This window comes from Marinobacter oulmenensis (assembly GCF_014201735.1).
GTDB lineage: Bacteria > Pseudomonadota > Gammaproteobacteria > Pseudomonadales > Oleiphilaceae > Marinobacter > Marinobacter oulmenensis.
In genome coordinates this window covers 121958-142844 of sequence record NZ_JACHFE010000003.1, presented here as the reverse complement: position 1 = coordinate 142844, position 20887 = coordinate 121958, and the positions used below count along the sequence as shown (strand labels likewise).

20 protein-coding genes are annotated in these 20887 nt (G+C 60.9%); 10 read left to right on the top strand and 10 right to left on the bottom strand.

Features of this window, described 5'->3' with window-relative positions; all coding sequences use genetic code 11:
- Nucleotides 1-14: 14 nt before the first annotated feature.
- Nucleotides 15-437, top strand: coding sequence for a c-type cytochrome (locus tag HNR38_RS06905; protein ID WP_379919072.1), 423 nt, complete (start codon nucleotides 15-17; stop codon nucleotides 435-437).
- A gap of 39 nt (nucleotides 438-476) precedes the next feature.
- On the opposite strand, the gene rep is transcribed toward HNR38_RS06905, so the two are convergent.
- Nucleotides 477-2495, bottom strand: a complete 2019-nt coding sequence (gene rep, locus HNR38_RS06900) for a DNA helicase Rep (RefSeq protein ID WP_183701186.1) — start codon at nucleotides 2493-2495, stop codon at nucleotides 477-479.
- 139 nt (nucleotides 2496-2634) lie between these two features.
- On the opposite strand from rep, the gene HNR38_RS06895 reads away from it, so the two are divergent.
- From HNR38_RS06895 to gshA, 3 genes are read left to right on the top strand one after another with little or no spacing between them, the layout of a single operon-like run.
- A complete protein-coding gene (locus tag HNR38_RS06895) occupies nucleotides 2635-4368 on the top strand; it encodes a putative bifunctional diguanylate cyclase/phosphodiesterase (protein WP_183701183.1) in 1734 nt (577 codons plus the stop codon).
- Between the two features lie 52 nt (nucleotides 4369-4420).
- On the top strand, nucleotides 4421-6769 hold the full coding sequence (locus tag HNR38_RS06890; RefSeq protein ID WP_183701168.1) for a Tex family protein: 2349 nt from the start codon (nucleotides 4421-4423) through the stop codon (nucleotides 6767-6769).
- A gap of 57 nt (nucleotides 6770-6826) precedes the next feature.
- Nucleotides 6827-8383: a glutamate--cysteine ligase gene (gene gshA / locus HNR38_RS06885; RefSeq protein WP_183701165.1), complete on the top strand. Its 1557-nt coding sequence runs from the start codon at nucleotides 6827-6829 to the stop codon at nucleotides 8381-8383.
- A gap of 9 nt (nucleotides 8384-8392) precedes the next feature.
- Here the strand turns inward: gshA and HNR38_RS06880 are convergent, their stop codons facing one another.
- Nucleotides 8393-8857: a flagellar basal body-associated FliL family protein gene (locus tag HNR38_RS06880; RefSeq protein ID WP_246362520.1), complete on the bottom strand. Its 465-nt coding sequence runs from the start codon at nucleotides 8855-8857 to the stop codon at nucleotides 8393-8395.
- An 84-nt stretch (nucleotides 8858-8941) separates the two neighbouring features.
- Between HNR38_RS06880 and HNR38_RS06875 the strand changes: the two genes are divergently transcribed.
- Complete coding sequence (locus HNR38_RS06875) at nucleotides 8942-9448, top strand: disulfide bond formation protein B (RefSeq protein WP_183701162.1); 507 nt, start codon at nucleotides 8942-8944, stop codon at nucleotides 9446-9448.
- Nucleotides 9449-9553: 105 nt separating this feature from the next.
- Nucleotides 9554-10033: a sigma D regulator gene (rsd, locus tag HNR38_RS06870; protein WP_183701159.1), complete on the top strand. Its 480-nt coding sequence runs from the start codon at nucleotides 9554-9556 to the stop codon at nucleotides 10031-10033.
- A 59-nt stretch (nucleotides 10034-10092) separates the two neighbouring features.
- On the opposite strand, the gene bamJ is transcribed toward rsd, so the two are convergent.
- The 3 genes from bamJ to HNR38_RS06855 form a co-directional block, all read right to left on the bottom strand.
- Nucleotides 10093-10818, bottom strand: a complete 726-nt coding sequence (gene bamJ / locus HNR38_RS06865) for a BamJ family beta-barrel-assembly machinery protein (protein ID WP_183701156.1) — start codon at nucleotides 10816-10818, stop codon at nucleotides 10093-10095.
- A gap of 124 nt (nucleotides 10819-10942) precedes the next feature.
- Nucleotides 10943-11326: a DUF4124 domain-containing protein gene (locus HNR38_RS06860; RefSeq protein WP_183701153.1), complete on the bottom strand. Its 384-nt coding sequence runs from the start codon at nucleotides 11324-11326 to the stop codon at nucleotides 10943-10945.
- The gene (locus HNR38_RS06855) at nucleotides 11320-11862 is read right to left on the bottom strand and encodes a DUF2390 domain-containing protein (RefSeq protein WP_183701150.1); all 543 of its coding nucleotides are present in this window, start codon (nucleotides 11860-11862) and stop codon (nucleotides 11320-11322) included. Before HNR38_RS06855 ends, HNR38_RS06860 begins: the two co-directional genes overlap by 7 nt.
- 44 nt (nucleotides 11863-11906) lie before the next feature.
- On the opposite strand from HNR38_RS06855, the gene HNR38_RS06850 reads away from it, so the two are divergent.
- Nucleotides 11907-13850 carry an ATP-binding cassette domain-containing protein gene (locus tag HNR38_RS06850; protein WP_183701147.1) on the top strand — a complete coding sequence of 648 codons (1944 nt, stop codon included), beginning with the start codon at nucleotides 11907-11909 and terminating at the stop codon, nucleotides 13848-13850.
- A gap of 8 nt (nucleotides 13851-13858) precedes the next feature.
- On the opposite strand, the gene ppx is transcribed toward HNR38_RS06850, so the two are convergent.
- Complete coding sequence (ppx, locus tag HNR38_RS06845; RefSeq protein WP_221275728.1) at nucleotides 13859-15346, bottom strand: exopolyphosphatase; 1488 nt, start codon at nucleotides 15344-15346, stop codon at nucleotides 13859-13861.
- A gap of 335 nt (nucleotides 15347-15681) precedes the next feature.
- On the opposite strand from ppx, the gene trxA reads away from it, so the two are divergent.
- Together trxA and HNR38_RS06835 are read left to right on the top strand one after the other, a co-directional pair.
- Nucleotides 15682-16008: a thioredoxin TrxA gene (gene trxA / locus HNR38_RS06840; protein ID WP_183701139.1), complete on the top strand. Its 327-nt coding sequence runs from the start codon at nucleotides 15682-15684 to the stop codon at nucleotides 16006-16008.
- 80 nt (nucleotides 16009-16088) lie between these two features.
- Nucleotides 16089-16727, top strand: a complete 639-nt coding sequence (locus tag HNR38_RS06835; protein WP_183701135.1) for a hypothetical protein — start codon at nucleotides 16089-16091, stop codon at nucleotides 16725-16727.
- A 13-nt stretch (nucleotides 16728-16740) separates the two neighbouring features.
- Here the strand turns inward: HNR38_RS06835 and HNR38_RS06830 are convergent, their stop codons facing one another.
- The 4 genes from HNR38_RS06830 to moaB are packed head-to-tail and all read right to left on the bottom strand — an operon-like array spanning nucleotide 16741 to nucleotide 19224.
- Complete coding sequence (locus tag HNR38_RS06830; protein ID WP_183701131.1) at nucleotides 16741-17178, bottom strand: molybdenum cofactor biosynthesis protein MoaE; 438 nt, start codon at nucleotides 17176-17178, stop codon at nucleotides 16741-16743.
- A 1-nt stretch (nucleotide 17179) separates the two neighbouring features.
- Entirely contained in the window at nucleotides 17180-17440 is a 261-nt protein-coding gene (moaD, locus tag HNR38_RS06825) for a molybdopterin converting factor subunit 1 (RefSeq protein WP_183701128.1), read from the bottom strand.
- 2 nt (nucleotides 17441-17442) lie between these two features.
- Nucleotides 17443-18651 (bottom strand): molybdopterin molybdotransferase MoeA, encoded by a 1209-nt coding sequence (locus tag HNR38_RS06820; RefSeq protein ID WP_183701125.1) that lies wholly within the window; start codon nucleotides 18649-18651, stop codon nucleotides 17443-17445.
- Between the two features lie 12 nt (nucleotides 18652-18663).
- Complete coding sequence (moaB, locus tag HNR38_RS06815) at nucleotides 18664-19224, bottom strand: molybdenum cofactor biosynthesis protein B (protein ID WP_183701122.1); 561 nt, start codon at nucleotides 19222-19224, stop codon at nucleotides 18664-18666.
- A 347-nt stretch (nucleotides 19225-19571) separates the two neighbouring features.
- Here moaB and rho point away from each other — a divergent pair, with 347 nt between their 5' ends.
- A complete protein-coding gene (gene rho, locus HNR38_RS06810; RefSeq protein WP_183701120.1) occupies nucleotides 19572-20834 on the top strand; it encodes a transcription termination factor Rho in 1263 nt (420 codons plus the stop codon).
- Nucleotides 20835-20887: the final 53 nt, after the last annotated feature.

The following is a 20887-nucleotide window of genomic DNA, read 5'->3' as shown; positions in this document are numbered from 1 at the left end:
CGAGGAGCATTGTGATGATGAAGAGAGTTGCGGCTTTTGCCCTGCTGGCTTTTGGCCTGGTTGCCGGTACAGCACTGGCAAGTGTTGAAGATGAAATCAGTGAACGCATCCAGCCGGTGGGCGAAGTCTGCCAGCAGGGTGATGATTGTGGCGCCGCGGCGGCTCCCGCCCAGTCTGCCAGCTCTAGCTCTGGCCCTCGCTCAGGTGAGGACGTCTACAACGCAGCCTGTACTGCCTGCCACGCCTCTGGTGCGGCTGGTGCGCCGGTGATGGGTAACGCCGGTGACTGGGGCCCGCGTATCGACAAAGGCATGGAAACCCTGACCAATCACGCGATCAATGGATTTAACGCCATGCCGCCTCGGGGCACCTGCTCTGACTGTTCCGACGACGAAATCGTCGCGGCCATCGAATACATGGTGGAAAACAGCCAGTAATGCCTGGCCAGGCCCCGTGATTACGGGGCCTGATGCTCCCTATACGCCGAGATCCCCCAGCAGGGCACTCAGGGTGGCCTTGCCTTTTTTCTGATTGGCTTCCTGGTCCAGGTCGCCGGTTCCCTCCCAGCGAAGATCCTCTTCCGGAAACTCATCCAGAAACCGGCTGGGTATGGTTTCGATTTTCTCGCCATACTGCTTGCGTGAAGCGGCATAGGTCATCGACAGAGTCTCCCGGGCACGGGTAATGCCCACGTACATCAGCCGGCGCTCCTCCTCAATGTTGCCTTCTTCGATGCTGGCCCGGTGGGGCAGGATTTCCTCCTCCATGCCCATGATGAACACGTGGGGGAATTCCAGGCCCTTGGAGGCGTGCAGCGTCAGCATCTGGACCTTGTCGCTGTCGTCCTCCTCTTCGCGCTGCTCCATCATGTCACGCAGCACCAGCCGGGTGATGGCGTCCTCAATGCCGGTTTCGTCCGCCGTGCCCTTGCCGTCGTCGAGCATCCGCTGGATTGATTCCACCAGGTACCAGATGTTCTCCATCCGGCGTTCGGCCTGTTTCGGGGTGGCGGAGTGCTGGTGCAGCCATTCCTCGTATTCAATATCGGTGAACAGTTGCTTGATCACATGGACGGGGTTGTCAGTGTGCAGGCGTTCACAGGTGCGGTCCACCCAGTGGGCGAAGCGGCGTAATCTTTCCAGTCCGCGCTCGGCGATGTGGGATTCCGCGCCCATGTCGGCCAGCGCGCGGAACAGGCTGACCTCCCGGGATCTGGCGTAGTGGTTCAGCTGCTCCAGTGTGCGGGGGCCGATTTCCCGTCGGGGCACGTTGACCACCCGCAGAAAAGCGGCGTCGTCATCCGGATTGACCAGCAGGCGCAGGTAGGACATGGCGTCCTTGATTTCATTTTTCGAGAAAAAAGACTGGCCGCCCGACATCCGGTAGGGAATCTGGTAGGCCTGCATTTTCATTTCCAGCAGGCGTGACTGGTGATTACCCCGGTAAAGCACGGCAAAATCGCGGAATTCGAGGCCGTTTTTCAGTTTGTTGTCCAGTATCTCGGTAGCGATGCGTTCGGCTTCGGCATCCTCGTTGCGGCAGCGGATCACGCGGATCTCGTTGCCGACGGTATGCTCGCTCCAAAGGGCTTTCTCGAACACGTGAGGGTTATTGGCAATCACCGTATTGGCGCAACGCAGGATGCGGCTGGTGGAACGGTAGTTCTGTTCCAGTTTGATGATTTTCAGGCTGGGAAAGTCCTGCTTCAGTTGCGCCAGGTTTTCCGGGCGGGCACCACGCCAGGCATAGATGGACTGGTCATCGTCACCAACCACCGTGAAGGCCGCCCTTTCGGCCACCAACATCTTGACCAGTTCGTACTGACAGACGTTGGTGTCCTGATATTCGTCCACCAGCATGTACCGGATCTTGCGGCGCCACTTGGCGAGGACATCCGGGCATTCCCGAAACAGCAGCACCGGCAGCAGGATCAGGTCGTCAAAATCGACCGCGTTGTAGGCCTTGAGGTATTCGTTGTAGCGCTTGTAGATCAGCGCGATGCGCTGTTCCCGTTCATCCTCGGCCTTGCTGTACGCCTCCTCCGGGCGACGCATGGCATTTTTCCAGGATGAAATGGTCATCTGGATGTCCGACAGTTCGTCGCCTTCGTCGGCGGTGTCTTCCCGGAGCATCAGGTCCTGCAGCAGGGCCTTGGCGTCCTCGGCATCGAAGATCGAGAAGCCCGGGTAGTAGCCCAGGTGCGCATGCTCCTCACGGATCATGTTCAGGCCCAGGTTGTGGAAGGTGGAAACAATCAGCCCCCGGGATTTGCCCCGATCGACGATCCGGCCAACCCGTTCTTTCATCTCCCGGGCGGCCTTGTTGGTGAAGGTGACCGCTGCGATGTGGCGGCCCGGAATGCCTTTTTGCTCAATAAGATAGGCAATCTTCCGGGTGATCACGCTGGTTTTGCCACTGCCGGCCCCGGCCAGTACCAACAGGGGGCCGTCGGCATAGCGAACCGCTTCGTTTTGTCTGGGGTTGAGCTTGTTCACAGTATTGGAATCGGGCCGCAGCAAGGTTGGGGAATTTGACGCCGGTATATTCTACACCACGCCGGCTTACTGTACCTTGTAACGCAATACGCTATGCTTCAAAGGAAAGTGCCCTTGACCAGACAATGGATTCTGCCCGATGACGCTGCCTGAGGATACCGGATCGGACCGCCTGCGCCTGCTGGTCCTGACTCCGGAGTATGCAGACTTCCTGTGGTTTTGCGCCATGCTGTCGGGCGATCCGGAAACCCACCCGGACGCGACCTGGTGTCCGGACCTGATGGATTGCGACGACCTGATCCGCAACGCCAGTTTTGATGTACTGGTCTGGGACTGCGCCTGCCATGACAGCTCCGAGGCGGGCTTCCTGCAGTACCTGGCCGCGATCAGTGAGGAGCGCCCGATCCTTGCCCTGAGTGCCGAAACCAGCAGCGAGAAGGCGGACAGCCTGTTTGCCGCCGGCGCCTCGGATTACCTCTGCCGGCAAACCCTGGACCGCTGGAGTTTCTGTCGTGCGGTCAAATACCTGTGGTATCGGCAACAGCTTTCGGAATCGACCCACGGGCAACTCGGTCGGGAAGTGGCCAGCGGTTTTGTTAACCGGGACCTGTTCTTCGACCGCCTGCGCCAGGCGCTGCTGCGCGCTGAGCGGGGCGGGCACCGGCTGGTGTTGCTGCACCTGAACCTGGATGACTTCCGCAGTATCAACGAATCCTTTGGCTACCAGCGAAGCGACCAGTTGATTCTCTGTCTGGCCGAACGGCTGCGTTCGGCGCTACGCCGTGTGGATTCGCTGATGCGGATCGGTGGGGACGAGTTCGCCATCATCGTTGAAAAAATCGAGGACTCTGCGGATGTGAACCTGGTGATCCGCAAGGTGATTGCCGCGCTGAACGAACCGTTCAACATGGACGGCAAGAGCATCGTCATCAGTGCCAGTATCGGTGTGGCGACCTATCCGGATGCCGGGGACAATGCCGAAAACCTGCTGCGCCGTGCCAATCGGGCGATGTTCGAAGCCAAGCGGGATCCAGGCACCAGTTACCGGTTCTATGACCATCAGCTGCACGTTTCCGTCGGGCATCAGTTGCGCCTGGAGGCGGATCTCAGAAGCGCCCTGAGGGGGCGTGAGCTGGAACTGTATTACCAGCCCCGTATTGACCTGGCGACCGAAGAAGTTCGCGGTGTGGAGTGCCTGTTGCGTTGGCAGCATCCCACCCGCGGGCTGGTGGGGCCGGACGAGTTCATTCCGGCCGCCGAGCGCAGCGGTCTGATTGTCCCCATCGGCTACTGGGTGATTGAGCAGGCCTGCAAGCGCCTGAAAGAATGCCAGGACATGGGGTTCCCCGGTCTGGTGTTCGCGGTCAACCTGTCGTTCCGCCAGTTCCATGACCGGAAGATGACGGAAACCATCTTTCGCATCATCTTCAATGCCAACATCGATACCAGCCTGCTGGAGCTGGAGCTCACCGAAAGTGCCATGATGCACGACCCGGACTATGCCCAGCGCTGTCTTCGGGAACTGAACCAGTTGGGCATCAGTTTCGCCCTGGATGATTTCGGCACCGGTTTCTCATCACTCAGCAATCTGCAGCACCTGCCCATCTCACTGGTGAAGATCGACAAATCCTTCGTTCAGGCCCTCGGGGAGTCCGCCGATGCGGAGCATATCATCCGTGCCATCATCAGCCTGGCCCACAGTCTGCAGATGAGTGTTGTGGCCGAGGGCGTGGAGACCGAAGGCCAACTGGAATTCCTGCGCCAGCAGCACTGCGATGAGATCCAGGGCTTCTATTATGCCCGCCCGATGGCCTGGGAGGATCTTGTGCAATTTCTGAACCGTCGTAACCAGTCCGCTTGCCTGCAGAACTGAGCCGCTGTAAGTTTGCGCTTTGACTTGGCACATCAGACCAGACAGAGGTTGCATGAACAGTATTTCCCGGCGCATTGCTGACGAGCTCGGTATCCGTGAACAGCAGGTGAACGCTACCGTTGACCTGCTGGACGAAGGGGCCACGGTTCCCTTTATCGCCCGTTACCGTAAAGAAGTGACCGGCTCGCTGGATGACAGCCAGTTGCGGACCCTCGAAGAACGGGTTCGCTATCTGAGGGAACTGGAGGACCGGCGCGGCACCATCCTCGCCAGCATCGATGAGCAAGGCAAGCTGACCGACGAGCTGCGCACCGCAATTGAGGCGGCGGACACCAAGAACCGCCTGGAAGACCTCTACCTGCCGTACAAGCCCAAACGGCGCACCAAAGCCCAGATTGCCCGTGAGGCCGGCCTGGAGCCGCTGGCAGACAGCCTGTATGACGACCCCAGCCAGGACCCAGAAACGGTGGCTGCGGGCTACCTCAATGCCGAGGCCGGCATCGACGACACCAAGGCCGCGCTGGATGGCGCCCGCTACATCCTCATGGAGCGCTTTGCGGAGGATGCCGAGCTGCTGGGTGATCTTCGTGACTTCATCTGGCAGGAGGGCCGGCTCAAGGTCACGGTTGTCGAGGGCAAGGAAAACGAAGGCGCCAAGTTCCGCGATTATTTCGATCATGAAGAACCGCTGAAGAAAGTACCCTCCCACCGGGCCCTGGCCATCCTGCGTGGCCGCAATGAGGGCATCCTGGCCTACAGTCTGGTGGTCGGTGACGGCGAGGATGACCGCCGCCAGCCGCACCCGGCTGAACAGCGCATCGCCGCCCGCTGGCATATTCGCGATATGGGCCGGCCAGCGGACCGCTGGCTGTCCGAAGTGGTGCGCTGGACCTGGCGGGTCAAGCTGTCCACCCAGATTGAGACCGACCTGATGGCCCAGGTCCGGGAAGGGGCGGAAGCCGAGGCTATCCACGTCTTTGCGGCCAACCTCAAAGACCTTCTGCTGCTGGCTCCCGCCGGCCCGCGCCCGACCCTGGGGCTGGACCCCGGCCTGAGAACCGGCGTCAAGGTGGCCGTCATCGACGGTACCGGCCAGGTGGTGGATCACGGCGCCATTTATCCGCATGCCCCAAAGAACCAGTGGGACCAGGCCATCGAGCAGATGGCGGCCCTCAGTCGCAAATACGGCATTGAACTGGTGGCCATCGGCAACGGCACCGCCTCCCGGGAGACGGAAAAGCTGGTGGCGGATCTGTGCAAGCGTTACCCGGACCTGAAACTGGCCCGTATCGTGGTCAGCGAATCCGGCGCCTCGATCTATTCGGCTTCGGAGTTTGCCTCCCGGGAACTGCCGGATCTGGACGTGACCATCCGGGGTGCGGTGTCCATCGCCCGGCGCCTGCAGGACCCGCTGGCGGAACTGGTGAAGATCGAGCCCAAGTCCATCGGCGTCGGTCAGTACCAGCACGATGTGTCCCAGGTGCAGCTGGCGCGGAGCCTGAATGCGGTGGTCGAGGATTGCGTAAACGGCGTTGGTGTGGACCTGAATACCGCCTCAGTGCCCCTGCTGGCCCGGGTGTCCGGCCTGAACCAGACTACCGCCCAGAACATCGTGGACTTCCGCAGCCAGAACGGCGTGTTCACCAGCCGGCGCCAGCTTCTGAAAGTGGCCCGCCTGGGGGACCGCACCTTTGAGCAGGCGGCCGGCTTCCTGCGCATTGCCAGCGGCGATAATCCGCTGGACCGCTCTGCGGTCCACCCCGAGGCCTATGGTATTGTCGAAGCGATTGCCGAGCGCAACGGTCGCAAGGTTGAAAACATCATCGGCGATGCGGCCTTCCTGCGCACCCTGGACCCCAAGGATTACGTCACCGAGCAGTTCGGCCTGCCCACGGTCAAGGACATCCTGGCCGAACTGGAAAAACCGGGGCGTGACCCCCGGCCGGAATTCCGCTTTGCCAGTTTCGAGGAAGGTGTGGAAACCCTCAGCGACCTGAAGCCGGGTATGGTGCTGGAAGGTTCGGTCACCAATGTCACCAACTTTGGTGCCTTTGTGGACATCGGCGTGCACCAGGATGGCCTGGTGCATATCTCGGCGCTTTCCAATACTTTCGTGAAAGACCCGCGGGATGTGGTCAAAACCGGCGACATCGTCAAGGTGAAGGTGATGGAAGTGGACATCCCGAGAAAGCGGATTGGCCTTTCCATGCGTATGGATGACCAGCCCGGCGCAGACAGCAGTGGCAAAGGTGCCCGTTCCGGTTCCGGTAAGAACCGGGGTGATGCCTCCGGTGGCCGCAACCGGCACCAGGATAACCGGCGCGGACAGAACGCAGGTCAGGGCGCGATGGCCGGAGCCCTGGCCCAGGCCATGGCCTCCGCCCGCAAAAACGGTCGCTAGCCGACACAGAGTCAAAAGCGGTCATCCGGTGGATGGCCGCCCCAACAGGAGTTCAACATGGCACAATCCCGCCACGCCCTGTTTTACCAGTTTGCCGCCAGTGACTGGGACGGTTTTCTGAAAGGGGTGGAAAAAGAAGGCCTCCGGGCGGACGCCAGTGGCTTCATCGCCCAGACCCCGCATCCCGAAGCCCTGGGCTCAACACTGACCCATCCCCGCATCACCACCGATTATTCCGAGGCCCTGCTGGAGCTGATCACGCCGGTTTTTGACAGCACCGAAGGCATGCTGGCCTCGCTGCGGGATACGCACCGCTTTGTGCAGCATCATCTGGGCGATGAGCTGTTCTGGGCGGCCAGCATGCCCTGTGAGATCGACGGGGACGAAAGCATTCCCATCGCCCGTTATGGCACCTCCAATATCGGCCAGCTCAAGCATGTCTATCGTCAGGGGCTGGCTGTGCGCTATGGCCGGGTGATGCAGAGCATCGCCGGTGCCCATTACAACCTGTCGTTGCCCGACAGCTTCTGGCAGAAATGGCAGGGCGTGGTTGGCAATACCGATAGCCTGAAGGACTTCAAATCGGATCAGTACTTCTGGATGATCCGCAATTTTCGCCGCCGCAGCTGGCTGCTGATGCTGCTGTTCGGCGCCTCGCCGGCGCTGGATGACAGCTTCGTGGCCGGCGTGAAGCATGACCTCGAACGGCTGGATGACCGCACCTGGTATGGCCGTTACGCCACCTCGTTGCGCATGGGTGACCTGGGTTACCACAACAACGCCCAGGCTTCGCTGAACATCTGTTTCAACGAGCTCAAGACCTACACCCGCACACTGGACCGGGCCATCCACACCAACTGGCCGGCCTATGAAGCCATTGGTACCCGGCGCGGTGACGAGTTCATCCAGATCAACACCAACGTGCTGCAGATCGAGAACGAGTACTACAGCGCGATCCGCCCCAAACGCACCACCGAGGCCGGCGAAAAGCCGACTCAGGCGCTGGACGCCCGGGGTGTGGAATACATCGAAGTGCGCTGTCTCGACCTGGACCCGTTCTCACCGATCGGGATCAATCGCGAGCAGGTGGATTTCCTGGACCTGTTCCTGCTGGACTGCCTGCTGGCAGACTCGCCGCGAATTGGCGATGAGGAATGCGAACGGCTGGACGACAACTACAAGGATGTGGTCGCCTCCGGCCGGTGGCAGGACCTGACCCTGTGCCGGGCGGGTCAACGGATGCCGGTTGCTGGTGCCGCAGCGGAAATCCTGGAAGGCCTTGCGCCCCTGGCGGAACTGCTGGACAGCTGGAACGGCGAAGACCGGTACCGGTCGGCGCTGACAGCCCAGGCTGCCAAGCTTGAGGGCAGTGACTGGTCGGTACCGTCAGCAAGGGTTCTGGACGCCATGTCGGCGGCGGGGCAGGGGCACCGGGACTGGGTTATGGATATCTCCCGCCAGCATCAGGAGGCCCTGCTGGCTGACCCGCTGTCGGCACAGGAGCTGGCGGAGTACAGCGCCATTGCCGAAGCCTCCGTGGCCGAGCAGAAGGCTATGGAGCGCGAGGATACCCAGCCCTTCGCCGAGTTCCTGGACCAGTACCTGCGCTCCTGAGACGACGGATCAGCGCTGGACCACAAACTCCGTAAACAGCACGCCGGTGATGCTCTCGCCGGTCCGCTGTTCTTCCAGTACCTGATTGATACGTTTTGTCGCTTCCTCACGAAGGGCTTCCCTGCCCTCGTTGGAGGACAGTTTGTCGGCATCGGTCTGCTCGCCGAACAGCATGACCAGTTCGTGGCGCAGGCGCGGCATGTGGGCTTCCACGGCCGGCCGCGTGCTCTCGGCGGAAGCCCGGATGGTCACGGCCACTTTCAGATAGGTGACCTTGTTGCCGGGTGCGCCAATGTGGGTCACAAACGACGGTTCCATCTCAATGTAATCGGTGACTTTTTCCGTTTCGGCTTCCGCTTCCTCGTCGGACTCCTCGTCCTGGGCCAGCGCGGGCCAGGAAAGCAGGGCAGTCAGCAGGAAGATCAGGGCCGCGAGCGGTAATCTGTGGCGAATCATGGGATTGATGATGGTCATGGGTTACGATTGTTTCCTGAGTTTGGGTGGCCAGGCGGGACACTGGCCTTCATTCAGTCCACATGATGATTCCGGGGTATCGTTTTGACAAGCAGATGGGTGTTCGGTTTTGTTTTCCTGTTGTGTGCCGGCCTGCTGGCGGTGGCCTTCTATATGGAGCACGTCATGGGGCTGGAACCCTGCCCCCTGTGTTGGCTGCAGCGCTTCGGATTCATGGCCGCGGGGCTGGTCAGCCTGGTGGCGTTTCTGCACGGCCCTACGGGCAACGGTAACCGGGTCTATGGCTTCCTGATGGCGCTGGGTTCCGGCGCAGGTCTGGTGGTGGCCGGTCGCCAGCTCTGGCTGCAGAATCTGCCGGCCGATCAGGTCCCGGCCTGTGGCCCTTCGGTGGACTACATGCTGGAAGTGCTGCCCTGGTTTGATGTTCTGAAAACTGCGTTCCAGGGCAGTGGCGATTGTGCCCAGGTGGTATGGCGCTTCCTGGGGCTGAGTATTCCCGGCTGGACTGCGATCTTTTTCACGCTGGTGACTCTGCTCGGGCTGGTCATGATGTTCCGCAGCTATCGTCCGAAAAGTTGGTTGCAAAGCTGAAACAGTTGCGGCCGGGTTCCGCCTTGGGGTAAGTTGACCCTGACATAACAAGAACCGAAGATCGGAAAATGATTCGGCGGACCAATTGATAGGAGAGTCTGGCCCATGTTGGAAAATTGCCGAAATGCCAGGGAGCGCTGGGGTGGCGTCAGCGAACTTATTGACCGGTGGTTGAAGGAGCGTCAGGAACTGCTGGTCAGGTACTGTGCCCTGTCATCCCATAACGATGACCCCAGTGCCGATGAGGTGCGCGAAAAGTTCGTGGGGCTGTGTGAAGTCCTGGTGGACTATGTGTCCCTGGGCCACTTTGAGATCTATGAGCAGTTGATCCAGGAAGCCAAGGAGTTCAATGACGGGGGGCTGGAACTGGCCGCCAAACTGTATCCGCGGATCGAGCGAACCACGGAAGTGGCGCTTCAGTTCAACGACCGGCTGGACAGCCAATCTGTGGATGAACTGGATCTTGAGTCGCTGTTTGCGGAACTGTCGCAGCTCGGGGAAGTTCTCGAAAGTCGTTTCGAGGTTGAGGATTTCCTGATCGAGCACCTCCACAATGCCCACGAGAGCAAACTGGCCCCCGCCTGATCCGCGAACACAAAAAAACCGGGCCACGGCCCGGTTTTTTTAACGGCAATGGAGTGCGATCAACGGTCGTTCTCGTCCGGATTAACCGCGAGCAGTTCCACATCAAAGATCAGGGTTTCGTTGGGCCCGATCACCTGATTGCCTGCGCCACCCGGTCCGTAGGCCAGATCTGACGGTACGTAGAATTTGTAGTGGGCGCCTTCGCTCATCAGTTGCAGCCCTTCGGTCCAGCCGGGGATGACCTGGTTCAGCACGAAGGTGACCGGCTCGCCGCGCTCGCGGGAGCTGTCAAACACCTCGCCATCAATCAGAGTGCCGGTGTAATGCACTTTGACGGCGTCTTCCGCGCTCGGGCTGGCGCCATCGCCGGCTTCAACCACCTCATACTGCAGGCCGGAGTCGGTGGTTTTCACGCCATCACGCTCGGCGTTTTCCGCCAGGAAGGCCTCTCCGGCTTCCTTGTTCTTGGTGGCCAGCTCTTCGATCTGCTGTTTCTGTTTTTCCTGCATCTCCTGCTGGTAAGCCATCAGGGCTTCACGGATCTGGTCACGGGTCAGGCGGCGCTCCTGATCCTCACCGGCGTGACCGTGCTCGATGCCCTGCAGGAACTGTTGCATCTGGAGGTCGGGCAGATCCTGGGTCATGCGTTCGCCCATCACCAGGCCCATACCGTAGCTGACTTTTTCAGCGGTGGTTTCCAGTGAGGGTTGTTTCGGGGTTTCCTGGGCAGTGGAGCAACCGGCAACGAGGCCGGCCATGCTGAGTGCCAGAAGCGTCTTTTTCATGGTGTGATCCTTAGCCTGTGTATGGTCGGGGCCTGGGGCCCCTGTTTATCGCGTGTGCCCACGGTAACGGGTTCCAGGCTGCCATGCCACTGAACATGTGTTAAGGATTGATGCCCGTTAGGGGTCAGGAGCCGTTATTGGCCGGGGTTGGTTCCAGTGAAAACGGCGCACTGTAGGGCGACTGCCAGTCCGTTTCCGGGTCTGCCGGGCGATTGTTGCGGGCACCCGGGTCCGGCCGTTCGATTGCCAGGGTGTTCCACGGCCCCCGGGCCGGTGGCTGGTCGGCATAGTGCCAGTTACCGTCGTTGTCCTGCCACTTGAAGACGATGTCTGGCCCCTCGGTAGGGATGGGCGAGGGGATGAGACCTTCAAACGCCGGGATTTCCTGGAGTTTCAGCTCCGCCGAGGGCTGGGGAGCCTGTACTGGATCGCCCAGACCGAAGAACATCAGCAACAGCAGAAGACCCAGGGCCGGAAAGGCGAGACGGATGAGCCATTTCATCAACATGGTTCCAGATCCTCGGCCGGTCCGTTGGCAAGGCGTTTTGCCAGTACCGTTATGAGGTCTTCCGTATCGGCATCCACGGGCGAGCTGCTGGGAGCGGCGGCCAGCAGGTTGGTTCTTGTAGCAGCCTTGCGATCGTGCATATCACTGGCCTCCGGGTTGCGCTCTCTGAGTGTCTGCCAGGCCAGGGCCAGTTCGGTCTGCTCTGCCTCCAGTTCGACTTCTGACAGGGTATCACGCAAACCCCGGTAAAGGGGGGCATCCGCTGGAATTGATTTGCGTGCCCTGCGCAGGTTACCGGTTACATGGCTTCGCCACTCTGTTACCTTAGCGTCCTCAATGCCGGAGAAGCGCCGCCCGGATGCGCCCAGCCAGCCGGCGCAGAGAATGCGGGTCACGCTCCAGCCTTGTGCCTGCAACTGAAGACAGGCACGGGCCAGTTCCGGTTGCTGCCAGCATGCGACCGCGTAGCGCCACAGAGGCGTTTCCTTCTCCAGAGCGGGCGGCAGGTCCAGTGGCTCGGGGAACGGCATAGTCATCACGGGGCGCGTCCCTGGCAGCAATCCATCGACAGAATCAACCTATGTTAACGATAAGCGATCTCAGTTTACAACGAGGTGGCGCCTGGTTGCTAGAAGGCGTTGACCTGACCGTCCAGCCTGGCCAGCGGGTTGCCATTGTCGGCGCCAATGGTGCGGGCAAGTCCAGCCTGTTCCAGCTGTTATTGGGTCAGTTGGCCCCGGAACAGGGCGGTGTGTCGCTACCGGGCGGCTGCCGGATCGCCCACATGGCTCAGGAATTCGAAGCCTCTTCCCGGTGCGCCCGCGACTTCATCCTGGATGGCGATATTGAGCTGCGCCGTCTCGAGCGTGAGCTTTCTGAAGCGGAAGCTGAGGGAGATGATCACCGGGTGGCCCACCTGCACGGCGAGCTTGATGTGCATGAGGCCTGGTCGGCACCCCGGCGTGCGGAGCAACTGCTTCGGGGCCTGGGTTTTGCAGACGGTGATGCCGAGCGCCCGGTGTCGGATTTTTCCGGTGGCTGGCGCATCCGTCTCAACCTGGCCCAGGCGCTGATGCGGCCGTCGGATCTTCTGCTGCTGGACGAGCCCACCAACCACCTGGACCTGGACGCCTGTCTCTGGCTGGAAAACTGGCTGCGCCGTTATCCGGGCACCCTGCTGTTCATCTCTCACGACCGTGACTTCATGGACCGTGTGGCCACCCATCTGGTGCATTTCAGCCAGCGTAATCTGGAACTGTATTCGGGCAACTACTCCGCGTTTGAGCGTCAGCGCGGCGAACGCCTGGCCCAGCAGCAGGCCAACTACGAACGTCAGCAGGCCCGCATTGCCGAGATCCAGCGGTTTATCGACCGTTTTCGTGCCAAGGCCACCAAGGCCCGTCAGGCCCAGAGCCGAATAAAGTCTCTCGAACGCATGGAGCGGATTGCACCGGCCCATGTGGATTCGCCCTTCAGCTTCGAGTTTCCTGTGGCGGACAAGGTATCCAACCCTTTGATGTCGATCCGGCACGGGGTAGCGGGCCACGGTGACACGGTGATTCTCCGGGATATCAGCCTGACACTTTTGCCGGGTTCCCGGGTGGGGCTGCTGGGACCGAACGGCGCGGGCAAGTCCACGCTGATGGACGCACTGCTGGATGCCGGCACCCTGTTGTCGGGTGAGCGCACGCCCGGTGAGAACCTCGCCATTGGCTATTTTGCCCAGCATCAACTGGAGGCACTGGATCTGGATGCCAGTCCCTTCCTGCATCTGCAGCGACTGGCCCCCAGCGCCTCCGAGCAGAAAATCCGGAACTTCCTGGGGGGCTTTGATTTTCATGGCGACCAGGCACTGAGCCCCATCCGTTCGTTCTCCGGGGGTGAGAAGGCCCGGGTGGCGCTGGCGGTCATCGCATGGCAGAAACCCAACCTGCTCTTGCTGGATGAGCCGACCAACCACCTGGACCTGGAAATGCGCCAGGCACTGACCATGGCCCTGCAGAATTTTGACGGGGCGATTGTGGTGGTGTCCCACGACCGCCACCTGCTTCGCAATACTGTGGATGAATTCTGGCTGGTGGCCGACGGCACCGTCGGTGAATACGAGGGCGATCTGGAAGATTACGAACGCTGGCTGGCCGACAGGCGCAAGGACGACGAGGCTCCGCCCAGGCGGGAACCGGCGCTGGCGTCAGGCCCGGACGACAGTCCGGCGCCCGCGACACTTACGGCCGATGAACGAAAGGCGCGCAAACGCGAGGAAGCGCAGTTGCGCAAACAGCTCAGCCCGTTCCGCAAAAAGCAGACGTCGCTGGAGCAGCGGATGGAAACGCTGCAACAGGAACTGGCAGCCATTGAGCAGGACCTCGCCGACCCCGGGCTGTACGAAAATGATGGCAAGGTGCGGCTGAAAACGCTGCTGGCGGACCAGGCCAGCCACAAGCAGGCCCTGGAGGCCGCCGAGGCCGAGTGGCTGGAGGTCAGCGAACAGGTGGAAGAACTGGAGGCGGAACTGGGGCTGTAAACGCCCCGTTATTCCCGGGACCGGATGTCCAGCGTGAAGTCCTGCTTGGTCAGGTAGTCCCGTTCGTTTTTCAGGTCTGCCAGGGTCAGGGGCCGGTTTTCCAGCCACCCGGAGGGAAACTCCACGACCAGGTGGTTGTCGCCTCCCTGCAGGATGAAGTCCGGTGGGGCCTCCTGGTTGCGGGGATGCTGGATCAGCACGGCCAGTCGGACCAGCACGCAGAGATAGCGCAGACGGGGTTTGTCGCCCGGGTCGTCGATGTCTTCGAACACGGCCTGGGAAAACTTGCGCCTGTGACCCCGGACCAGCGTGGCAAGATCTTTCTGGAACTGCTGGCTGAACCCGGGCAGGTCGGAGTAGCGCAGCAGGTAGGCTCCGTGTTTGTGGTACTGGCTGTGGGAAATGGTCAGCCCGATCTCATGTAACCGGCAGGCCCACCGAAGTACGTCCTCATCGGCATCGGTGCGCAAGCCCCATTGATCCGCGACCTGTTCCCAGGCTGCAATGGCCGTTTCCTCCACCGCTCCCCCGTGAGCCTGATCCACGTGGTAGCGTTTCTGCAGGGCCGTGATTGTGCGTTCGCGGACATCCTCATGGCAGATGCGCCCGATGATGTCGTACAGCAGGCCCTCACGCAGTGCGCCATCGGCAAAGGTCATGTCCTCGATGTCCAGGGACCGGAACGCGGCCAGCAGGATAGCGAAGCCGGCCGGGAAAATGCTCTGACGTTCGGCGCGCACGCCCAGATCATCCAGCTTTTCGACCTTGCCCATGCTGATCAGGCGCTTGCGTAACTCTTCCATCGCCTCCAGGGTAATGCCGCCATCGGTCAGTTTCAGCTGCGCCAGCACGTTGGCGATGGCCTTGATGGAGCCGGAGGATCCCACAGCGCTTTTCCAGCCGACGGAGCGGTAGTGCTGGCGGATGTTGAGCAGTTCCTGCTCTGCATGGGTGATGGCCCGGTCCATCTGGCGTTTGGATATGCGGCCATCCGGGAAGTAGCGGTTGCGGAAGGACACGCAGCCCATGTGCAGGCTTTCCAGTTCTTCCGGCTCAAACCGCTCGCCAATGATGAATTCGGTGCTGCCCCCGCCGATGTCGATCACCAGGCGTTTGCCTTCATCATCGGACAGGGTGTGGGAAACACCCAGATAAATCAGACGGGCTTCCTCCCGGCCAGCGATGATCTCTACCGGGTAGCCCAGGACTTTTTCGGCTTCGGCGATGAAGTCGGGGGCATTCCGGGCGACCCGCAGGGCGTTGGTACCGACGATCTGGACGGCCTGGGGCGGCATGCCCTCCAGACGCTGGGCAAAGCGCTTGAGGCAGTCCAGGCCGCGCTGGCGGGCGTCGTCGGTCAGGCGGTTTTTCTGATCCAGGCCGGCGCCGAGCTGGACCTTTTCGCCCATTTTCTCGACGGTGCGGATTTCACCGTGAACCACGCGGGCCACGACCATGTGAAAGCTGTTCGAGCCCATGTCGATGGCTGCCAGCATTTCCGGGGACGCAGCGGGGCTGCGGGCATTGGAGGCGACCGTCACAATGGTTGGATCCTGTGTGGTATGAACTTGCCGGTACTATAAGTGAAACGCACAGTACGTGTCAGTACTGGTCGCCGGACGGGGCACCGGGCTGCGGTCTTTACTGACCCCGATCAAGGACGTTACGGATATAACCGGCTTCACATCCGGACCGGCAATCGCGTAAAGTAAAGGACTGTCTTACAGCCGGGTGGGCATTTCCGTTTTTACGGATACGGGTGCCCGCTACAGTCAATTGCGACTCCCGTGAGGCCGGCTGGCCCGGGAGCGCGTCTGAACAGGAAAAGGTAATGAGCGGAAATATCGTTAATGTCACCGACGCTTCGTTCGAGCAGGACGTACTGAACTCCGATGTTCCGGTACTGGTGGATTACTGGGCCGAGTGGTGTGGTCCGTGCAAGATGATCGCTCCGGTTCTGGAAGAAATTGCCGACGAGTACGAAGGCAAACTGAAAATCTGTAAGCTGAACATCGACGAAAACGAGCAGACCCCGCCCCGTTTCAACATTCGTGGTATCCCCACGCTGATGCTGTTCAAGAACGGCAACGTGGACGCCACCAAGGTGGGCGCCCTGTCCAAATCCCAGTTGGCAGCGTTCCTCGACAGCAACCTCTAAGCGCTGCCTGTCTGCAAGACCGCCCCTGAAGCTCGCTTCACGGGCGGTTTTTTTATGTCGATGAACCAGGGGAGGGGCAAGTGGAGTACGTTGCGCCGATCAGCAGCGCCGTCATGGCGGTGGTCTGGATCATTTATTTTCAGTTGTTCTTCATCCAGTACCGGCACAACAGCCGGCCCTATCTGGTGATTCACCACGCCCAGAATGAAAACCCGGATGCCCTGTGCCTGCTGGTTAACATGGGCAAGCAGACCGTGCATGTCCAGTGTGTCCAGGCGATTCTGTATACCCGGACCGGGGAGGAGAAAGTCATCACGGTGACCGAATACCGCCGGGTTTCTGCCGATGATACCGATGTCCACAAGGTGTTGCGCCAGGGGCCGCTTCAGCCAGGAGGCTATCTGGTGCTCGGTTCCTTCCGCAACATTATTCTGGGCCGTCGCAGCGAGGATGCCGAAAGCGACTATCTGTTCGAGGATATTACCGGCATGGAGCTGCGCGTTGCGCTGATTCACGGCCCAAGCAGCCACCCGGTGGGGGTGCGCCGCAGTTTCGGGTTGAATCACCAGGGCGGTCAGGCCATCTACCCGGCCAATATCCATACCGAGCAGATGACCCGTCGCCGGGACCGGAACGAGGTTCGCCGCTGGCTCGAACAGGAGCTTCAGCCGGAGCGGCAGGGCAGAACGGAGTCCGACAACTCCGATCAGTCGCGGTAAGGGCGGTGCCGGGTCAGAACCCGGGCTGGCGGTCCGAGGCTTTCTGTTCCACCCAGTGATCACCGTCGGTGCCCCGTTCTTTCTTCCACAGGGGCACGGACGCCTTGAGTGCATCGATCAGGTATTCGCAGGCGGCAAAGGCGTCCTTGCGATGGGCGCTGGCGACACCGACAAAGACGATTCGCTCACCCAGATCCAGATTGCCGACCCGGTGAATGACCCGGGTGCGTTGTATCTGCCAGCGCTGATGAGCCTGGTCAATCAGTGCCTGGATGGCCTGCTCGGTCATGCCCGGGTAGTGTTCCAGAAACAGTCCCGTTACGCCCTGCCGGTCACCAAAGTCCCGGACCAGGCCGGTAAAAGTGACAATGGCGCCGGTGTCCTCGCCTTCCCCTCTCAGAGCCTGGTACTCGACGTCTGGCGCAAAGTCTGCGGTCTGTATGGAAATCATGTCAGCCTCCGGTGACGGGGGGGAAGAAGGCAACCTCGTCGTCGCCTGATAAGGCGGTTCCGGGCCGGGCCATGGTCTGATTGACCGCGATCATGACCGGTTGGTCGCCTTGCAGCTGTGCCCAGCGGCCACCACGGGCTGCCAGTCGGCTCAGAACATCCCCAACCGTGTCCCCCGGCGAAACCGGCAGGGTCAGTCTGTCGGTTTCGAGCTCCTCCCGAAGCCGGGCAAAGAACAGTACAGTGACGGTGGTTTCGCTCATACTTACCCCACCAGTTGGGTGAAATCGAAATACCGAACCGGATCGCCCGGCTGGATCCGGGTGTTCTCCGGTACCACGGCAATGCCCGAGGCCCAGCACGCGGAGCTCAGCATCCCGGAACTCTGGTTCGGATAGGACTCGATCTGCACGGTGTTGTCCACCTCCACTTTCCGGACCCGGAGAAACTCCCGCCGCACGGAGGCGCTCTCAATACCGAAGCTGGCTGGCAGCCACTCACCCACGGGTAAAAGATCCTCACGGCCCTGGCATTTGCGGATGTAAGGCATCACCACCATAAGGAAGGTGACCAGTACGGCTGCCGGGTTGCCCGGCAATCCCAGTACCGGCGTGCCGGCGACTTCGCCGAATGCCAGAGGCTTGCCCGGCTTGATGGCCAGCCGCCACAGGCGCAGTTGGTGGTTTTCCTCCAGCACCGCCCGGATATGGTCTTCCTCGCCCACTGAAACGCCGCCACTGGTAATAATGACGTCGGCCCGGGCTGCTGCGTCCTCCAGCGACTCACGGGTCGCCTGGCGGGTATCAGCCAGGGTGTGGCACAGCACGACCTCGCAGTCAGCCTGGGACAACAGGCCGAGCAGGGTGTAGCGATTGGTATTGTAGATCTGCCCCGGCGCCAGTGTTGTGCCCGGTTCCACCAGTTCGTCTCCACTGGTCAACACCGCGACCCGAAGCCGTTTCTGGACGGTTACAGTGTCCACGCCCATGGACGCCAGCAGGCCCATCTCCTGTGGCCGTATGCGTGTGCCTCCGGCCAGGGCCAGAGCCCCGCGCTTCAGGTCCTGGCCCTGGCGCCGGATGTTCTGCCCGGCGCTGGCAGCCGCCAACAGTCGGATTCTGTCGCCTTCGCGCTCGACTTTTTCCTGCATGACCACGGCGGTCGCCCCCCTGGGAACCGGGGAGCCAGTAAATATCCGGGCGGCGGTGCCCGGCTTGAGTGGGCCCGGCGAAGACCCTGCGGGAATGCGATCGGAGACCGGCAGGGTTGTGGCCTCCGTTTCATGGTCCAGGGCGTAGCCGTCTACCGCACTGTTGTCGGTGGGCGGCACATCGGCGGGTACCTCCTGGTCCCGGGCGAGCACCCGCCCGAGGCAGTCGGACAGGGGCAGGGCTTCGACGGTCTGAATCCGTGGTGCATGCTCAAGGATCAGTTCCAGTGCTGTTTCCAGTGTGGTCAGCTGCTGTTCTGGCATGACGGGCTCCGGTCAGTGTTGGGCGCGGTCGCCGATGACGTCCCACAGCCGGGACATGGCCCGTTCCGGTTTGCGCAGGGCCAGTTCGGCGAAATTGCAGGGTTTGTGACGGTTGTCGAGCTGGTCCTTCAATAGCCGGGTCCAGCCCGTCCGGCAGGCGCCGGTAGAACCGGGCAGGCAGAAAATCAGGGTGTGGTTGGCCAGTCCCGCCAGTGCCCTTGACTGGATGGTGGAGCTGCCAATCTCGTCAGCCGAGATCTGCCGGAATTGCTCGCCAAAGCCGTCGATGATCTTTTCCAGCAGAGGTGTGATCGCTTCCGGGGTGCCGTCCCGCTCCTGAAAGCCGGTACCGCCGGTGATCAGGACGGCGTGGATCGCGGGGTCCGCAATCCAGAGCCCCGCCAGCGCCCGGATCAGATAGACATCATCCGGCAGCAGGCGTCTGGCCTGCACCTGATGGCCGGCAGCCACTACGCTGTCCTCCAGGTACTGGCCCGAGCTGTCGTTTTCCGGGCCGCGGGTATCGGAAACCGTCAGGATGGCGATGTTCAGTGGCGTGAAGTCTGTGGTCATGGCTGGCTCCGTTATCGGGTTATCCGGCCAGTATCTCGAAGGCGGAAAGACAAGTGAAGCGCTGTCGTAAAGACAGAAATTTGCTTACGGTCATGATTCGGGATAGAAAATTGTCTTCATTTGGGTCATAAACCTTGACATTCGCTGGCAAGGTGGTCGATGATCCTTCTTGCCCGGCGAACGGATGTTCCCATTCTACTGGCTTCAGCAAACAATTCCGGCTTCCACACACCGGCTTGCTCCACCAGGCCAGCTTCTGATTCAGCTTTACTACTTGTCCAATTCGTTCAGGGCGTCCCTGTCTATCCAACAGTCGTTTATTTCCATTCCTGAAAATCCAACACATTATGAATCTTACTGAACTCAAGCAGAAATCCATGCCCGAACTGCTCGACATCGCGCAGGAAATGGGCCTCGATAACCTGGCGCGTTCGCGCAAGCAGGACGTGATCTTCACCATTCTGAAGAAGCACGCAAAGAGCGGCGAGGACATTTACGGAGACGGTGTACTGGAGATTCTGCAGGACGGTTTCGGCTTTCTGCGCTCTGCAGATGCCTCCTATCTCGCCGGCCCTGACGACATTTACGTGTCTCCCAGCCAGATCCGCCGCTTCAACCTGCGGACGGGTGACACCATCGCCGGCAAAATCCGTCCTCCCAAAGACAGCGAGCGTTATTTCGCCCTGCTGAAAGTCGCGGAAATCAATTTCGATAAGCCGGACAACGCCCGCAACAAGATTCTTTTCGAAAACCTGACGCCGCTGTTTCCACAGGAGCGTCTGGTTCTGGAAGTGGGTAACGGCAGTACCGAGGACCTGTCATCACGGGTTCTGGACCTGGTGGCGCCCATTGGCAAGGGCCAGCGTGGCCTGATTGTCTCTCCGCCCAAGGCCGGTAAAACCCTGCTGATGCAGGGCATCGCCCAGTCGATCACCCGGAACAATCCGGAATGTCACCTGATGGTGCTGCTGATTGACGAGCGTCCGGAAGAAGTGACCGAAATGCAGCGCACCGTGCGTGGTGAAGTGGTGGCGTCCACCTTTGACGAACCGCCGGCCCGTCACGTTCAGGTTGCCGAGATGGTGATCGAAAAGGCCAAGCGCCTGGTCGAACACAAGAAAGACGTGGTGATCCTGCTGGACTCCATTACCCGCCTGGCCCGGGCCTACAACACCGTGGTTCCGTCTTCCGGCAAAGTACTGACCGGTGGTGTGGATGCCCACGCCCTGGAGAAACCCAAGCGTTTCTTCGGTGCAGCCCGGAACGTCGAAGAGGGCGGCAGCCTGACCATTCTGGCCACCTCGCTGGTTAACACTGGCTCCAAGATGGACGAGGTGATCTACGAAGAGTTCAAGGGCACCGGTAACATGGAAGTGCATCTGGACCGTCGTATCGCCGAAAAGCGTGTCTATCCGGCCATTAACATCCGCAGCTCCGGCACCCGCCGGGAAGACCTGCTGATGTCGGAAGCCGACATGCAGCGGATGTGGATCCTGAGAAAACTGCTGCATTCGATGGATGACGACACGGCAGCGCTCGAGTTCCTGCTCGACAAACTCAAGGATACCAAGACCAACGAAGAGTTCTTCCTGTCCATGAAGCGTCGTTGAGCCAGGCAAGCCCTTCAGGAACTCAGTGGGTCAGAGAATTCACCAGACGGGAC

Excerpts from the sequence above, each read along its gene's own strand:
- HNR38_RS06850 (WP_183701147.1), top strand. The coding sequence starts at position 11,907 with ATGTTAACGATAAGCGATCTCAGTTTACAACGAGGTGGCGCCTGGTTG.
- gshA (WP_183701165.1), top strand. The coding sequence starts at position 6,827 with ATGGCACAATCCCGCCACGCCCTGTTTTACCAGTTTGCCGCCAGTGAC.
- rho (WP_183701120.1), top strand. The coding sequence starts at position 19,572 with ATGAATCTTACTGAACTCAAGCAGAAATCCATGCCCGAACTGCTCGAC.
- HNR38_RS06880 (WP_246362520.1), bottom strand. The coding sequence starts at position 8,857 with ATGACCATCATCAATCCCATGATTCGCCACAGATTACCGCTCGCGGCC.
- bamJ (WP_183701156.1), bottom strand. The coding sequence starts at position 10,818 with ATGAAAAAGACGCTTCTGGCACTCAGCATGGCCGGCCTCGTTGCCGGT.
- HNR38_RS06890 (WP_183701168.1), top strand. The coding sequence starts at position 4,421 with ATGAACAGTATTTCCCGGCGCATTGCTGACGAGCTCGGTATCCGTGAA.
- HNR38_RS06855 (WP_183701150.1), bottom strand. The coding sequence starts at position 11,862 with ATGACTATGCCGTTCCCCGAGCCACTGGACCTGCCGCCCGCTCTGGAG.
- HNR38_RS06830 (WP_183701131.1), bottom strand. The coding sequence starts at position 17,178 with ATGATTTCCATACAGACCGCAGACTTTGCGCCAGACGTCGAGTACCAG.
- moaD (WP_183701128.1), bottom strand. The coding sequence starts at position 17,440 with ATGAGCGAAACCACCGTCACTGTACTGTTCTTTGCCCGGCTTCGGGAG.
- moaB (WP_183701122.1), bottom strand. The coding sequence starts at position 19,224 with ATGACCACAGACTTCACGCCACTGAACATCGCCATCCTGACGGTTTCC.
- ppx (WP_221275728.1), bottom strand. The coding sequence starts at position 15,346 with ATGCTGGCAGCCATCGACATGGGCTCGAACAGCTTTCACATGGTCGTG.
- rsd (WP_183701159.1), top strand. The coding sequence starts at position 9,554 with ATGTTGGAAAATTGCCGAAATGCCAGGGAGCGCTGGGGTGGCGTCAGC.
- trxA (WP_183701139.1), top strand. The coding sequence starts at position 15,682 with ATGAGCGGAAATATCGTTAATGTCACCGACGCTTCGTTCGAGCAGGAC.
- HNR38_RS06895 (WP_183701183.1), top strand. The coding sequence starts at position 2,635 with ATGACGCTGCCTGAGGATACCGGATCGGACCGCCTGCGCCTGCTGGTC.
- HNR38_RS06820 (WP_183701125.1), bottom strand. The coding sequence starts at position 18,651 with ATGCCAGAACAGCAGCTGACCACACTGGAAACAGCACTGGAACTGATC.
- HNR38_RS06860 (WP_183701153.1), bottom strand. The coding sequence starts at position 11,326 with ATGTTGATGAAATGGCTCATCCGTCTCGCCTTTCCGGCCCTGGGTCTT.
- HNR38_RS06905 (WP_379919072.1), top strand. The coding sequence starts at position 15 with ATGATGAAGAGAGTTGCGGCTTTTGCCCTGCTGGCTTTTGGCCTGGTT.